This is a genomic window from Roseomonas haemaphysalidis (assembly GCF_017355405.1).
Lineage (GTDB): Bacteria > Pseudomonadota > Alphaproteobacteria > Acetobacterales > Acetobacteraceae > Pseudoroseomonas > Pseudoroseomonas haemaphysalidis.
In genome coordinates, this window is sequence record NZ_CP061177.1 from 2,039,102 (window position 1) to 2,053,154 (window position 14,053).

Consider the following 14,053-nt stretch of genomic DNA (forward strand, 5'->3'; position numbering starts at 1 on the left):
ACGACCGCGCGGCGCGGTTGCATCGGCTGCAAACATCTGCCACGTCAGCCGGATGCTCAACCGCCGCCTTCTCCTGTCCGGCACCGGCGCGCTGCTCGCCGGCTGCTCCACCGCCGCTCCGCCGGTGTCCGCGCCCCCGGCGCCCGTCATGCCCGCCATGGCCGCCCCGCCGCCCCCGGTGGCCGCGGCGCCGGCCCCCGGCGCGCCGCTGGACACCACGGGCTACGACAGCTTCCTGGTCGCGCTGCGCGCCGAGGCACGGCGCAGCGGCATTTCCGAGCCGACGGTGCGCGCCGCGCTGGGCAACATCCGCCCGCTGCCGCGCGTGCTGGAGCTGGACCGCAAGCAGCCCGAGGGCGTGCTGAGCTGGGAACAGTACCGCGACCGCATCGTGTCGCAGAAGCGCATCGACGATGGCCGCCGCGCCTATGCCGAGAACCGCGCGCTGCTGCAGCAGATCGAAAGCCGCTACGGCGTGTCCGCCCGCGTGATCGTGGCGATCTGGGGCATGGAAACCAACTACGGCGGCAACACCGGCGGCTTCAACGTGGTGGAAGCGCTGGCCACCCTGGCGTGGGAAGGCCGCCGCGCCGCCTTCTTCCGGAAGGAGCTTCTGGCGGCGCTGCGCATCATCGACGAGGGCAACATCTCGGCCGACAAGATGACCGGCTCCTGGGCCGGGGCCATGGGCCACCCGCAGTTCATGCCCACCAGCTTCGAGCGGCTGGCGGTGGACTTCGACGGCGACGGGCACCGCAACATCTGGGAAAGCAAGGCGGACGCGCTGGCCTCGATCGGCAACTACCTGGCGCGCAACGGCTGGCAAACCGGCCAGGGCTGGGCGATGGAAGCCCGCCCGCCCGGCGGCTTCGACATCGAGCGCGTGGACACGGACACCAAGCGCAGCATGGCCGAATGGTCGCGCCTGGGCTGGCGGCAGGCGGATGGCGGCCCGCTGCCGGCCACCGGCACGGAAGCGACGCTGGCGGTGCCGACCCGCAGCTCGGGCCAGGTGTTCCTAGGCCTGCCGAACCTGCGCGTCATCCGCCGCTACAACTCGCCCATGAACTACGGGCTGGCCGTGGGGCTGCTGGCCGACCGCGTGGCCTGACACGGGATGGCGGGCTGGCATGGGTCGCGATCCATGCCATGCTGCTCATGACCGAGGCGCCGCCTCCGCGGGCGCCCGCAGGAGAGCCCGCCATGCCGCCACGCCTGACCCGCCGCGCCACCCTGGCCCTCGGCGGCGCCGCCGCGCTGGCCCGCCCCGCGCTGGCCCAGGATGCCTCGCGGGTGCTCCGCTTCGTGCCGCATGCCAACCTGACGACGCTGGACCCGCTGTGGTCCAGTGCGCTGGTGTCCTACTGCGCCGCCAGCATGATCTTCGACCGGCTTTATGGGCTGGACGATGCGCTGGTGCCGCAGCCGCAGATGGTGCGGGGGCACGAGCTCTCTGACGACGGGCTGCAGTGGCGCTTCACGCTGCGCGAGGGGCTGCTGTGGCATGACGGCACGCCGGTGCTGGCGAAGGACTGCGTCGCTTCCATCGACCGCTGGGCGCAGCGGGACGGCTTCGGCCTGCGGCTGAAGGCGCAGATGCAGGAGATGCGGGCGCTGGACGACCGGCGCTTCGAGATCCGTCTGGCGCGGCCCTTTCCGCAGATGCTGTTCGGCCTGGGCGCCACCGCCTGCTTCATGATGCCGGAGCGCACGGCGGCGACGCCCGCTTCCGCCAGCATCACCGACTACACGGGCAGCGGACCCTTTGTTTTCCGCGAGGATGAATGGGTGGCCGGCGCGCGCGCCCTGTTCGAGCGCAACCCCCGCTACGTGTCCCGCCCCGAGCCGCCGCAGTTCTGGGCCGGCGGCCGGCCGGTGAACTTCGACCGCGTCGAGTGGCACATCATGCCCGACCCGGCCACCGCCGCCTCCGCCCTGCAAACCGGCGAGGTGGACTGGGTGGAGCGCCCGCTGGCCGACCTGCTGCCGGTGCTGCGCCGCCAGCGCAGCCTGAAGGTGGAGGTGCTGGACCCGCTCGGCTCCTGGGCCGAGATCCGCTTCAACACGGCGGTGCCGCCCTTCAACAACCCGAAGGTCGGCCGCGCGCTGCTGCCGGTGGTCAAGCAGGCGGACTTCCTGCAGGCCTTTCTGGGCGACCAGCCGGAGATGATGGACACCGCGGCCGGCATCTTCCTGCCCGGCACGCCGCTGGCGAACAAGGCGGGCATGGACATCCTGACCGGCCCGCGGGACCTGGAGCTGGCCCGCCACCTGCTGCGCGAATCCGGCTATGCCGGGGAGCCTGTGGTGATGCTGGAAGCGACCGACCTCAGCAATTCCGCCGCCTTCTCCCCCGTCGCGCGGCAGTTGTTCGAGCAGGTGGGGCTGAAGGTCGATTACCAGAGCATGGACTGGGGCACGCTGGTCAGCCGCGCGCAGAGCGCCCAGGGCAACTGGAGCTGCTACCCCATCGCCTGGGCGGGGCTCTGGATCACCAACCCGGCGATGCACGCCCACCTCTACGGCACCGCCCCCAACCCGCGCATGACCGCGCTGCGCGACGCCTGGTTCGATGCGCCGGACCTGCCGGCGCAGCGCGCGGTGGCGGAGAAGATCCAGCTGCAGGCCTTCGAGGAGCCGCCGCTGCTGCCGCTCGGTCGCTACTTCAACGCGCAGGCCTACAGCACGCGGCTTTCCGGGTTCGTGAAGGCGCCGACGGCGACCTTCTGGAACCTGCGGAAAGCCTGAGCCGGCCTCAGTCCGCCCGCGCGCCCGAGGCTTCCACCAGCGGCACCCAGGTGTCGATCTCTTCCTTGACGTATTGCGCGAAGCGCGGCGGCGTCCAGCCGCGCATGCCGGGCGTGCCCAGCTCCTTCAGCTTGCCGTCGATGGCGGGGTCGGCCAGCGCGGCCTCGATCGCCGCCGCCATCTTGGTGGTGATCGCGGGCGGCAGGTTGGCGGGGCCGAAGATGCCGTACCAGGAATAGGACTTGTAGTCCGGGATGCCGAGCTCGCTTTGCGCCGGCACGTCCGGCAGCAGGGGCGAGCGCTCGGTGCCGTTGACGAACAGCACGCGGGCCTGCCCGGACTCGTGCAGCGGCTTGAGCAGGGACGGGATGTCGTGGGTGAATTGCGTTTCCCCCGCGATCAGCGCCGCGAAGCTCTGCCCCGCGCCGCGATACGGGATGTGCTCGGCCTGCGCGCCGATCTGGCGCAGGAAGTTGGCGCTGGCGATGTGCCCGGTCGAGCCCGCGCCGCTGCTGCCGTAGGAATAAGCGCCGGGCTTGGCCTTCAGCGCCGCCACGAACTCCGGATAGCTTTTCACGTCCCAGCCGCGCTGGGTGATGCCGAAGCTGATGGGAATGAACACGGTGGGCGCCACCGCCGTCAGGTCGCGCACCGGGTCATAGGGCAGGTTGCGGTACAGCCCCTTGGCGATGCCGGTGGAGCTCAGCGTGGCCAGCACGAAGCTGTAGCCGTCGGGCGCCGACTTCGCGACCGAATCGGTGCCCACCGTGCTGCCGGCGCCGGGGCGGTTCTCGATCACGATGGTCTGGCCCAGCAACTCGCCGAGCTTGGGCGCCAGCAGGCGCATGGTGATGTCCGTGCCGCCGCCGGTCGCGAAGGGCACCACCATGCGGATGGGCCGGTTGGGCCAGGCGGCGTCGCGCTGCGCCTGCGCCCGCTCGGGCAGCAGCAGGGCCGGCACGGCCAGGGAGCCGGCCATGGCCAGCAGGGAACGGCGGCCAGGGGCCGGAAGCACGATGGTCATCGAAAGGCGGTCTCCTGCGGGTGGGGGTCAGGCTTTCTCGAAGGCGGCGCGGCGTGGGCGGCGGACCAGCGCGGCGCCGCGGGCGCGTTCGGCCAGCAGCAGCAGCGCCAGCTCGGCGGCGGCCTCGATGTGGTGGATGCAGGCGGCCTCGGCGGCGGCCGGGTCGCGCAGCATCACCGCATCGGCAATGGCGCGCAGCTCGAACACGCTTTGCGCGCTGCGGCCGGGCCAGCGGGTGGAGCTGAAGCGGAAGAACGCCAGGCGGTTGTGCAGCCCCAGCATCGCCTGCCGCAGCGCCTCGTTGCCCGCGCCGTCGTTCAGCGCCTCGTAGAAGGCGGTGTTGGCCTGCAGCACGCCCAGCATGCTGCCGGCTTGGCGCGCATGGTCCAGCGCATCCACCGCCATGTGCAGCGCCGCATGGTGGTGCATGTTGCCGCGCAGCGCGCACAGCCGGCCGGCCTGGCCTTCCAGCATGGCGCGCAATTCGTACAGGTCGCGCGCCTCGGGCTCGGACAACACGGCCACCATGGGGCCGCGATGCGGCACGCTGTGCAGCAGCCCCTCGGATTCGAGCTGGCGCACCGCCTCGCGCACCGTGGTGCGGCCGGCGCCGGTCAGGGCGGACAGGCTGCGCTCGGTCAGCCGCTGCCCGGGCTGCAGGTCGCCGGCGACGATGGCGGCGCGCAGCATTTCCTCGGCCATCTGGCGCACGGTGGCGGGCGGGTGCTCGGTATCCTGCATGCCGGCAGCTTGCGCAGATGTTGCGGTGCGGTCAACGGGATTGACAGACAATCGGCATGGTTGAAGTCTGGCAAAAACGGGGAGTAGGACAGCATGGCGGAACCGGTGGTCATCTGGGGCGCGGGCGCGATCGGCGGCACGATCGGCGCCTATCTGGCGCGGGCGGGGCAGGAGGTGCTGTTCGTGGACGTGGTGCCCGAGCACGTGGCGGAGATCGCCGCCGGGCGCCTGCGGATCGAGGGTCCGGTGGACAGCTTCACCACCGGCGGCCCGGCCGTGACGCCGGACCGCGTGACCGGCCGGCACAAGCGCATCCTGCTGGCGGTCAAGGCGCACCACACCGAGGCCGCGACGCACGCGCTGGCGCCCTTTTTGGCCGAGGACGGCATGGTCGTGTCCTGCCAGAACGGGCTGAACGAGCTGGTGATCGCCGACATCGTGGGGCGGGAGCGCACCATCGGCGCCTTTGTCAACTTCGGCGCCGACTACATCGAGCCGGGGCGCATCCTGTTCGGCAACCGTGCCGCCGTGGTGGTGGGGGAGCTGGACGGCAGCACCACCCCGCGCCTGCGGGACCTGCACGAGCAGCTGCGCGTGTTCGAGCCGGACGCGGTGCTGAGCGACAACGTCTTCGGCTACCTCTGGGGCAAGGCGGGCTATGGCGCGATCCTGAAGTCCTCGGCGCTGGACAACCAGTCCATCGCCGACTTCATCGCCAACCCGGCGCGGCGCGCCACCATCGTCGCCCTGGTGCGGGAGGTGCTGGCGGTGGCGGCGGCCGAGCAGGTGGACGTGCTGGGCTTCAACGGCTTCGACCCCGCCGGTTTCCTGCGGGGCGACGACGCGGCCATCGCCGCCTCCATGGCGAAGATGGAAGCCTTCAACCGCGGTTCCGCCAAGTCGCACAGCGGCATCTGGCGGGACCTCGCGGTGCGCAAGCGGCAGTCGGATGTCGCGGCGCAGCTCGCGCCGGTGCGCGCCGCCGCCCGCCGCCACGGCCTGCCGTCCGCCATGATGGACCGGCTGGTCAAGCTGATCACCGAAATCGAGGCCGGGCGGCGGGACATCGGTCCCGCCAGCGCCGACGCCCTGGGCGATGCCATGAAGGAGCGCGTGTGATGACCGCCGAAGCCCGTGAATTCGCCGCCGCCGTCCAGGCCGCGGAGATGATGAGCAACCTGTCCACCATGGCGCGCTGGCGCAAGCTGACCGGCACGCCGGAGGAAGGCGAAAGCATCCGCTTCATCCAGCAGCGCATGGACGCCTACGGCTTCCGCACCGAGCTGCTGATGCACGATGCCTATGTGAGCCTGCCGGGCCCCGCGCATGTCACGGTGGATGGCCAGCGGCTGCAGGCCATCACGCATTCCATGTCGCTGTCCTCGCCGCCGGACGGGCTGTCCGGCCGGCTGGTCGATCTCGGCGCGGGCGACGAGGCGGCCTTCGCACGGGATGCCGACCTGCGCGGCGCCATCCTGCTGCTGGATGGCATCGCCAGCCCGGCGGCGGCCAGCCGCGCGGCGCGCGTGGGCGCGGCGGGCACGCTGCATGTCAGCCCGCACGAGCACCTGCACGAGATGTGCATCTCCCCTGTCTGGGGCAGCCCCGGTGCCGAAACGGCGGCGCAGATGCCCGCCACGGTGGCCTGCACCATTTCGCAGGCGGATGGCCAGGCGCTGCGCGCCCGGTTGGCGGCGGGCGACGCTCCGGCGGTGGTGCTGCACGCCACGGTGGACACCGGCTGGCGACCGATCCCGCTGCTGGTGGCGGAGCTGGACGCGCCGGATGCCACGGCCCCCTTCATCCTGTTCAGTGGCCACCACGACACCTGGTTCGAGGGCGTAATGGACAACGGTGCCGCCAACGCCACCATGATGGAGGTGGCGCGGCTGGCCGCCACCCGCCGCGCGGAATGGAAGCGCGGCCTGCGCTTCTGCTTCTGGTCTGGCCATTCCCAGGGCCGCTACGCCGGTTCCACCTGGTATGCCGACACACATTGGGCCGAGCTGGATGCCCGCTGCGCCGTGCACGTGAACGTTGATTCCACCGGCGGCCAGGGCGCCACCGTGATGACCGAGGCGCCGAGCGACGGCGCGCTGGTGGGCTTCGCGACCCAGGTGCTGCGCGACGAGCTGGGCGTGCAGCACGAGGGCAAGCGCAACGGCCGCAACGGCGATGCCTCCTTCTGGGGCATCGGCCTGCCCAGCCTGTTCAGCACGCTGAGCCACCAGCCGCCGTCCACGGTGGCGATGCGCAACCCGCTGGGCTGGTGGTGGCACACGCCGCATGACCTGCTGGAACAGATCGACCCCGACTTCCTGGCGCGCGACACCAAGGTCTATGCGCATGCCGTGTGGCGTTTGCTGACCGAGCCGCAATTGCCGCTGGACCCGGCCGCGACCGCCGCCAGCCTGCTGGCCGAGCTGCAGCGCTGTGAAACCCCCATGCTGCCGCTGGATGCTCTCGCCGACGAGGTGGCCGCCTTGCAGGAGCGGCTGGAGCGCGGCGCGCTGGAGGATGCGGAGGCCATGCGGGTGTGCCGCGCGCTGGTGCCGCTGGACTTCACTTCCGGCGACCGCTTCGCCCACGACCCGGCCTTGCCGCAGCCGGCCTGGCCGGTGCTGGAGCCGCTGCGTGCCCTGGCCCGGGCGGAAGAGGGCAGCGAGGCGGCGCACCGCTTGGTCGTTTCTGCCCGCCGGACCACCAACCGGGTGCGCCATGCGGTGCGTCAGGCCATGCTCGCCCTGGCCTGACGCCCCCCGGGGCATGGCAACGGAAGCCGCCGGGCCGCATGGCCCCCCCCCGGGGTCGTGTGCGCCGGGCGCCTGTCGCGGCGTCCGCACGGGAGCCATGCGGCTCCGCATTCTTGACATGAACAGGCAGGCTGGCCCAGGAATGGCGCAACATCATTCCAAAATGACCGGCCCTGCTGTTCTTTCCAAAGTGACACGGCGGAAAGGCAAGCGTGGCCGAAAGGGAAACGTTGTCCATGCTGCGTCGTCAATTCCTGGGCGGGGTTTCCCTCGCCGCCATTGCGCCGCTGGCCATGCCGCGGCTGGCCCGCGCGCAGAACGCCGCAACGCTGCGCTTCGTGCCCTTTGTGGACCTGTCGCTGCTCGACCCTGTGGCCACCACCGCGACGCCCACGCGCAACCATGCCTTCCTGGTGTTCGACACGCTGTACGGCCTGGATGCCAGCTTCCAGCCACAGCCGCAGATGGTGCAGGGCCATGTGGTGGAGGACGACGGCAAGCTGTGGAAGCTGACGCTGCGCGACGGGCTGAAGTTCCACGATGGCACCGCCGTGACGGCCAGGGACTGCGTGGCCAGCATCCGGCGCTGGGCGGTGCGCGACACCTACGGACAGGTCTTGATGGGCGTGACGGACGAGCTGTCCGCGCCCGATGACAAGACCATCCAGTTCCGGCTGAAGAAGGCGTTCCCGCTGCTGCCGGCGGCGCTGGCCAAGCCATCCCCCAGCATGTGCGCGATGATGCCGGAACGGCTGGCCAAGACCGACCCCTTGAAGGCGGTGCCCGAGTTGGTGGGCTCGGGACCGTTCCGTTGGGTGCCGGCGGATTACATGTCCGGGGCCCGCGCGGCCTATGCGCGGTTCGATGGCTACGTGCCGCGCGCCGATGGCACGGTGGGTGGCACCGCCGGCCCCAAGGTGGCGCATTTCGAGCGCGTGGAATGGCTGACCATGCCGGATGCCTCGGCGGCCGCCTCCGCGCTGCGGGCGGGCGAGGTGGACTGGCTGGAAACGCCGTCGCCGGACCTGGCCAGCCTGTTGAAGCGCGACCGCAACCTGCGGGTGGAAGTCACGGACCGCCAGGGGCTGACGCCGCTGTTCCGGTTCAACTGCATCCAGCCGCCGTTCGACAACGTGGCGCTGCGGCGCGCGGTGCTGGGGGCGGTGGACCAGTCGGAGTTCATGCAGTCCTACAGCAGCGACCCCGAGACGTGGCACGTCAAGCTCGGCATGTTCTGCCCCGGCACGCCGCTGGCCAACGACGCAGGCTTCGACAGGCTGTTCGGCAAGACGGACATCGCGCGCGCCAAGGCGGAAGTCGTGGCCAGCGGCTACAAGGGCGAGAAGGTGGCGTTCCTGCTGCCGATGGACCATCCGATCAGCGCGCCGCTGTCGCAGGTGGCGATCGACCTGTTCCAGCGCATCGGCCTGAACGTCGAGGCCCAGGCCATGGACACCGGCACCCTTTACGCCCGCCGCAACTCGCGCGAGCCGGTGGAGAAGGGCGGCTGGAGCATCTTCCCCTCCATGGTCGCGGGGCTGAACCTGCTGGACCCCGGCGTGCACATCTGGACGCGCGGCAACGGCGCCGCCGGCTGGTTCGGCTGGCCCACCAGCCCGGAGGCGGAGCGGCTGCGCGAAGCCTGGTTCTATGAAAGCGACCCCGCCAAGCAACAGGCGCTGGGCACGCAGATCCAGGTGCAGGCCTGGCAGGACGCCACCATCATCCCCACCGGGCAGATCTTCCAGCCCATGGCCTGGCGCCGCGACATCGACGGCATGGTCGATGGCTTCGTGAAGTTCTGGAACGTGCGGCGCGTGTGAGCCAGAGCGCGGGCTGTCAGCGCAACACGCTGGCACCCGCCGCCACATGGGCCAGAGCCAAGCCGCAGCGCTGCCGATGCGCCGCGGCGAAGGCGTCGCGTTCCAGTGCCTCGCATTCGTCCAGGTAGCGCAGCAGCCGCCGCTCGGCGCGCGCCGAGCTCGCGGCCTTGCGGCGAAAGGCGCGCCACAGCATCAGCGCGTTGACGGCCCAAGCGTCATAGGCATGGGACTGCAGTCGGCGGCGGATGGCGGGCGGCAGGGCGTCGAAGGCGGCCCAGTCGTCGCCGGGGTGGCGGCGCCACAGGGTTTCGCGGGCGGTGATGTCATTCGGCATGGAAGTTATGATATAACATAACAATTCAACCGAAAAGCCGGGAGCGTCAGTCCCGGCGTCGGTAACGCGAAACCCCGTCCGCGCCGTCCAGCCGTTCCACCAAGCCGCTGCCGATCAGCCGGTGCAAGTGCGCCAGCCCCTCGCCGATCACGAAGCCGGTCTGGCTGTCCGGCATGTCGCGCGGGAACAGCACCTTGGCGGCCTCATAGGCGGTCATTGGCTCCGTCAGCGCGGCGGCGAGGGTGCGCAGCCGTTCGGCATGGTGGGCGTCCAGCCAGTCCAGGCGGGCATGCAGTTCGGAAAACGGCTCGCCATGCGATGGCAGCACCAGCGTGTCGGCGGGCAGGTCGCGGAAGGTGGCGTTGCTGGCCAGGAAGTCGGCCAGCGGGTCGGCCTCCGGCTCCCAGCTCACCAGGCCGATATAGGGCGAGATGCGGGGCAGGATCTGGTCGGCGCCGATCAGCACCTGCAGCGCCGCGCAGTACAGGCAAACCATCTCGGGCGCGTGGCCGCGGCCGATCCGGACCTGCCAGTCGTGGCCGCCGATCCGCAGCATCTGCCCCGCCGCGAGCACCTGATACGCCTTGGGCACCGGCACGACCTCGGCCCGGAACAGCGGCGCGCGGGTGGTCAGGTGGTCCAGGTAGCTTTGCGGCGCACCGGCCTCGGCGCCCTGGCGGATCTGCCCGGCCATCAGTGCCCCGGGGTCCTCGGCCAGCAGCAGGCGGGTCAGCAGGTATTCGCTGCGGCTCATCAGCAGCGGGGCGTTCCAGCGCTCGCACATCCACCCCGCCAGCCCGACGTGGTCGTAATGGAAGTGCGTGATCAGCACGCGGGTGATCGGCCGGCCGTCCAGCACGGTGGCGAAGATGCTGTCCCACAGCTCGCACGCTCCGGGGACGGCACCGCCGGCATCCACCAGCAGCCAGCCCTCACCGTCGCGCAGCAGCCAGGCGTTCACGTGGCCGGGCGGAAACGGCAGCGGCATGCGGACCCAAAGCAGGCCGGGCAGGATTTCGGTGGTCTCGCCGGGGAGGGGGGGCTGCATCGCGTGCTTTCGCTGTGGATGGAATGCGGGGGTAACGCGGCGGGTGGCGCCGCGGCAACCGCCCGGGCCGCGATGCAGCGATGTCAGCGGCGGCCGAACAGCTTCTCGAACTCCGGCTTGCCGACGCGCAGAAAGGTGGGGCGGCCGTGCGAGCAGGTGGCGGCACGCGGCGTCGCCTCCATTTGGCGCAGGAGGGCGGCCATCTCTTCCGGCTTCAGGCGGCGGCCGGCGCGGATGGAGCCGTGGCAGGCCATGCGGGCGATGGCGGCATCCAGCCGCCGGTCCAGCGCCGTGGCTTCCTCCCATTCCGCCAGCTCGGCGGCGAGGTCGCGCAGCAGCGGCGCGGGGTCGGGGTTGCCCAGCAGCGCCGGCATGGCGCGCACCAGCAGGGCACCACCGCCGAAGCCCTCGATCTCCAGCCCCAGCTTGGCCAGCAGCGGGGCGGCCTCGGCCAGCCGGGCGGCGTCCAGCGCCGGCATCTCCACCACCGCCGGCAGCAGCAGCGCCTGGGTGCGCACGGTGCCGCCATCCAGGAACTGCGCCCGCAACTGCTCGTGCATCAGCCGCTCATGCGCCGCGTGCTGGTCCACCAGCACCAGGGCACCATCGGGGGCCTCGGCCAGGATGTAGGTGTCCAACAGCTGCGCCAGGGGGCGGCCCAGCGGCTGGTCGGCCTCGGCCGGCAGGGGCGCTGCGGCGGCGGGGGCCGTGGTGGCATAGGGCGCGGGCGCGGGCAGGCGCAGGCCGGGCTGCCAGGACGGGCGCGGCGGCGGGGTCAGCGCGGGCAGGGGGGTTTCCGCGAAGCCGGGGGCGGCATAGGCGGGTTGCGGCGGCGGCATCGGCGCCGGCGCGGGAGGCGGCGCGGCGGCGGGCGCGGTGCCGGCGCCCACCGCCAGCGCCCGGCGCAAGGCCGAGATCAGCGCGCCGCGCACATTGGCGGCGTCGCGGAAGCGCAGCTCGGTCTTCATGGGGTGGACGTTGACGTCCACCGCCCCGGGCGGCAGGTCGAGGAACAGGGCGGCCACCGGCTGGCGGCCGTTGGCGATCAGGTCGCGATACGCCACGCGCAGCGCCGCGCGCAGCAGCGGGTCGCGCACCGGGCGGCGGTTGACCACCAGGTGCTGCTCGGCCCCCGTGGCGCGGGTGTGGGTCGGCAAGGCCGCCACGCCGTCCAGCGCCAGCTCGCTCCACAGGCCCGTGACGGGCACGGAGGCACGGGCGAACTCCGGCCCCAGCAGCGCCGCGACGCGGCCTACCCGGTCACCGGCGGCGAGGTTCAGCACCTCGCGCCCTTCGACCTCGACGCGGAAGGCGACCTCGGGCCAGGCCAGCGCGAGACGGCGCACGGCCTCCACGGCATGGGCCGCCTCGGTCGGCGGGGTCTTCATGAACTTGCGCCGGGCGGGGGTGGCGAAGAACAGGTCCCGCACCTCGATGCGCGTGCCGGGGGCGCCCGAAGCCGGCGCCGCCTCGCCCTTGCGGCCGGCTTCCACCTCCAGCCGATGGGCATCCGCGCCCGGCTTGCGGCTGGTGATGCTCATGCGGGACACGGCGGCGATGGAAGGCAGCGCCTCGCCCCGGAAGCCCAGGGTGGCGATGGCGAAGAGCGTCGCCTCGTCCGGCAGCTTGGAGGTGGCGTGGCGCTCGACGGCGAGGACGAGATCCTCGGCCGTCATGCCGGCGCCGTCATCCTCCACCAGGATGCGCGACAGGCCGCCGCCTTCCAACGCCACGGAGACGTGGCGGGCGCCGGCGTCCAGCGCGTTCTCCACCAGCTCCTTCACCGCCGCCGCCGGCCGCTCCACTACCTCGCCGGCGGCGATCCGGTCGGCGGTGGCGGAAGGCAGCAGGCGGATCGGGTTCAGTTGTCCAGGCCCTGCCATGCGCGCAACTGGCCGATCAGCCCGGCGGTGGACGGGTCATGCGCCCCGACGCGGCCTTCCGGCAGCAGCTCGGGCAGGATGGAGGTGGACAGCTGCTTGCCCAGCTCGACACCCCATTGGTCAAAGGCATCGACGTCCCACAGCACGCCCAGGCAGAACACCTTGTGCTCGTAGAGCGCCACGATCTGGCCGAGCATCTGGGGGTCGAGGCGCGGCAGCAGCAGCGTGGTGCTGGGCCGGTCGCCGGGGAAGACGCGGTGCGGCAACAGGCGCTCCACGTCTTCGGCGCTTTTGCCGGCGGCGGTCATCTCGGCACGCACCTCGTCCTCGCCGCGGCCGCGCAGCAGCGCCTCCGCCTGCGCCAGCCCGTTGGCCAGCAGCAGGCGGTGGTTGCCGGCATACGGGTGGCTGGGGTTGGCGATCAGCACGAAGTCGGCCGGCACGGGCGTGGTGCCCTGGTGCAGCAGCTGCATGAAGGAGTGCTGCGCGTTGGTGCCCGGTTCGCCGAAGATCACCGGCCCGGTCAGGTGCTTCACCGGCAGTCCGCCCTTGGTCACCCGCTTGCCGAGGCTTTCCATCTCCAGCTGCTGCAGGTGGGCGGGAAAGCGCGACAGGCGGTGGTCGTAGGGCAGGATGGCGTGGTTATCAAGACCCAGGCCATTGACGTGCCACACCGTGGTCAAGGCCAGCAGCAGCGGCAGGTTGGCGGCGGGCGGCGCGGACAGGAAATGCTCGTCCATGGCGCGGGCGCCGGCCAGCAGCCGGATGAAGTCGTCCCAGCCGCAGCCCAGCGCGATGGATAGGCCGATCGCCGACCACAGCGAGAAGCGCCCACCGACCCAGTCGTGGAACCCGAAGACGCGGTCCGACGGCACGCCGAACTCGGCGGTCGCCTTGTGGTTGGTGGACAGTGCCACGAGGTGCTGGCGCATCCCCTCGGTGCCCAGGGTCTGTTCCAGCCAGCCGCGCACCACCCGGGCATTGGCCATGGTTTCGGCCGTGGTGAAGGTCTTGGAGGCGATCAGCACCAGGGTGCGACCGGGGTTCAGCCGGGGGCGGATCAGCTCCCAGTTGTGCGCGTCCGCATTGGCCAGGTAGAGCGGCCGCATGGGCGAGCCCTCGTGCCACATGGCGCGCGACGCCATGAAGGGACCGAGGTCGGAGCCGCCGATGCCGATGTTGATAACGTCGGTGAAAGTCTCGCCCGTGGCGGAGCGGATCTCGCCGGCATGCACCGCGCGGGTGAAGCGCTCCATCGCCGCCATGGTGGCGTCCACGTCGGCCGAGGCGTCGTCCACCCCGCCATCGGCGCGGCGGGCCTTGAAGCCGGCGCCGGGCGGCGCGCGCAGCGCCATGTGCAGCACCGCGCGGTCCTCGGTGTTGTTGACGCGCTCGCCGGCGGCCATGGCATCGCGCGCCGCCATCACGCCGGTGGCCTCGGCCAGCCCCAGCAGGGCCTGCATGGCCGCATCGTCGATCGCGGTCTTGGACAGGTCCAGCAGCATGTCGCAGGCCTGCCAGTGGAACTTCTCGAAGCGCGCGGCATCGCGCGAGAACAAGGAGCGGATCGCCGTGGCCCCGGGCCTCTGGGCCAGGGCAAGGAGCCGGTTCCAGGCAGCGTCGGGCGCAACAGGCGTCATCACGGGTTCCGTTTGTCCCACCGCGTGAGGCGCGGCGGTCTTTTGGCGCATTCGGCTGA

General features: G+C 71.7%; 11 protein-coding genes. 5 read left to right on the forward strand and 6 right to left on the reverse strand.

Features of this window, described 5'->3' with window-relative positions; all coding sequences use genetic code 11:
- The first annotated feature begins 52 nt into the window (after positions 1-52).
- Positions 53-1,111, forward strand: a complete 1,059-nt coding sequence (locus IAI59_RS09365) for a lytic murein transglycosylase (protein WP_237180561.1) — start codon at positions 53-55, stop codon at positions 1,109-1,111.
- 92 nt (positions 1,112-1,203) lie between these two features.
- The gene (locus IAI59_RS09370) at positions 1,204-2,748 is read left to right on the forward strand and encodes an ABC transporter substrate-binding protein (protein ID WP_207416275.1); all 1,545 of its coding nucleotides are present in this window, start codon (positions 1,204-1,206) and stop codon (positions 2,746-2,748) included.
- Positions 2,749-2,755: 7 nt separating this feature from the next.
- Here the strand turns inward: IAI59_RS09370 and IAI59_RS09375 are convergent, their stop codons facing one another.
- Positions 2,756-3,772 (reverse strand): Bug family tripartite tricarboxylate transporter substrate binding protein, encoded by a 1,017-nt coding sequence (locus IAI59_RS09375; RefSeq protein ID WP_207416276.1) that lies wholly within the window; start codon positions 3,770-3,772, stop codon positions 2,756-2,758.
- A 27-nt stretch (positions 3,773-3,799) separates the two neighbouring features.
- Positions 3,800-4,513, reverse strand: coding sequence for a GntR family transcriptional regulator (locus tag IAI59_RS09380; RefSeq protein ID WP_207416277.1), 714 nt, complete (start codon positions 4,511-4,513; stop codon positions 3,800-3,802).
- A gap of 93 nt (positions 4,514-4,606) precedes the next feature.
- Between IAI59_RS09380 and IAI59_RS09385 the strand changes: the two genes are divergently transcribed.
- The 3 genes from IAI59_RS09385 (at position 4,607) to IAI59_RS09395 (ending at position 9,089) form a co-directional block, all read left to right on the forward strand.
- On the forward strand, positions 4,607-5,632 hold the full coding sequence (locus tag IAI59_RS09385) for a ketopantoate reductase family protein (protein WP_207416278.1): 1,026 nt from the start codon (positions 4,607-4,609) through the stop codon (positions 5,630-5,632).
- Positions 5,632-7,266 carry a M28 family metallopeptidase gene (locus IAI59_RS09390; RefSeq protein ID WP_207416279.1) on the forward strand — a complete coding sequence of 545 codons (1,635 nt, stop codon included), beginning with the start codon at positions 5,632-5,634 and terminating at the stop codon, positions 7,264-7,266. Before IAI59_RS09385 ends, IAI59_RS09390 begins: the two co-directional genes overlap by 1 nt.
- Positions 7,267-7,502: 236 nt before the next feature.
- On the forward strand, positions 7,503-9,089 hold the full coding sequence (locus tag IAI59_RS09395) for an ABC transporter substrate-binding protein (protein ID WP_207416280.1): 1,587 nt from the start codon (positions 7,503-7,505) through the stop codon (positions 9,087-9,089).
- Positions 9,090-9,105: 16 nt separating this feature from the next.
- Here the strand turns inward: IAI59_RS09395 and IAI59_RS09400 are convergent, their stop codons facing one another.
- The 4 genes from IAI59_RS09400 to pgi all read right to left on the reverse strand — a co-directional run bounded on the left by IAI59_RS09400 (position 9,106) and on the right by pgi (position 13,994).
- Entirely contained in the window at positions 9,106-9,423 is a 318-nt protein-coding gene (locus IAI59_RS09400; RefSeq protein WP_207416281.1) for a DUF6525 family protein, read from the reverse strand.
- Positions 9,424-9,469: 46 nt separating this feature from the next.
- Positions 9,470-10,471, reverse strand: coding sequence for an MBL fold metallo-hydrolase (locus tag IAI59_RS09405; RefSeq protein WP_207416282.1), 1,002 nt, complete (start codon positions 10,469-10,471; stop codon positions 9,470-9,472).
- Positions 10,472-10,554: 83 nt separating this feature from the next.
- A complete protein-coding gene (gene mutL / locus IAI59_RS09410) occupies positions 10,555-12,354 on the reverse strand; it encodes a DNA mismatch repair endonuclease MutL (RefSeq protein ID WP_207416283.1) in 1,800 nt (599 codons plus the stop codon).
- Positions 12,333-13,994: a glucose-6-phosphate isomerase gene (gene pgi, locus IAI59_RS09415; RefSeq protein ID WP_207416284.1), complete on the reverse strand. Its 1,662-nt coding sequence runs from the start codon at positions 13,992-13,994 to the stop codon at positions 12,333-12,335. Before pgi ends, mutL begins: the two co-directional genes overlap by 22 nt.
- Between the last annotated feature and the right edge of the window lie 59 nt (positions 13,995-14,053).

What these genes read in the sequence shown, in the direction of transcription:
- IAI59_RS09365 (WP_237180561.1), top strand. Translation starts at nt 53, where the DNA reads ATGCTCAACCGCCGCCTTCTCCTGTCCGGCACCGGCGCGCTGCTCGCC.
- IAI59_RS09370 (WP_207416275.1), top strand. Translation starts at nt 1,204, where the DNA reads ATGCCGCCACGCCTGACCCGCCGCGCCACCCTGGCCCTCGGCGGCGCC.
- IAI59_RS09375 (WP_207416276.1), bottom strand. Translation starts at nt 3,772, where the DNA reads ATGACCATCGTGCTTCCGGCCCCTGGCCGCCGTTCCCTGCTGGCCATG.
- IAI59_RS09380 (WP_207416277.1), bottom strand. Translation starts at nt 4,513, where the DNA reads ATGCAGGATACCGAGCACCCGCCCGCCACCGTGCGCCAGATGGCCGAG.
- IAI59_RS09385 (WP_207416278.1), top strand. Translation starts at nt 4,607, where the DNA reads ATGGCGGAACCGGTGGTCATCTGGGGCGCGGGCGCGATCGGCGGCACG.
- IAI59_RS09390 (WP_207416279.1), top strand. Translation starts at nt 5,632, where the DNA reads ATGACCGCCGAAGCCCGTGAATTCGCCGCCGCCGTCCAGGCCGCGGAG.
- IAI59_RS09395 (WP_207416280.1), top strand. Translation starts at nt 7,503, where the DNA reads ATGCTGCGTCGTCAATTCCTGGGCGGGGTTTCCCTCGCCGCCATTGCG.
- IAI59_RS09400 (WP_207416281.1), bottom strand. Translation starts at nt 9,423, where the DNA reads ATGCCGAATGACATCACCGCCCGCGAAACCCTGTGGCGCCGCCACCCC.
- IAI59_RS09405 (WP_207416282.1), bottom strand. Translation starts at nt 10,471, where the DNA reads ATGCAGCCCCCCCTCCCCGGCGAGACCACCGAAATCCTGCCCGGCCTG.
- mutL (WP_207416283.1), bottom strand. Translation starts at nt 12,354, where the DNA reads ATGGCAGGGCCTGGACAACTGAACCCGATCCGCCTGCTGCCTTCCGCC.
- pgi (WP_207416284.1), bottom strand. Translation starts at nt 13,994, where the DNA reads ATGACGCCTGTTGCGCCCGACGCTGCCTGGAACCGGCTCCTTGCCCTG.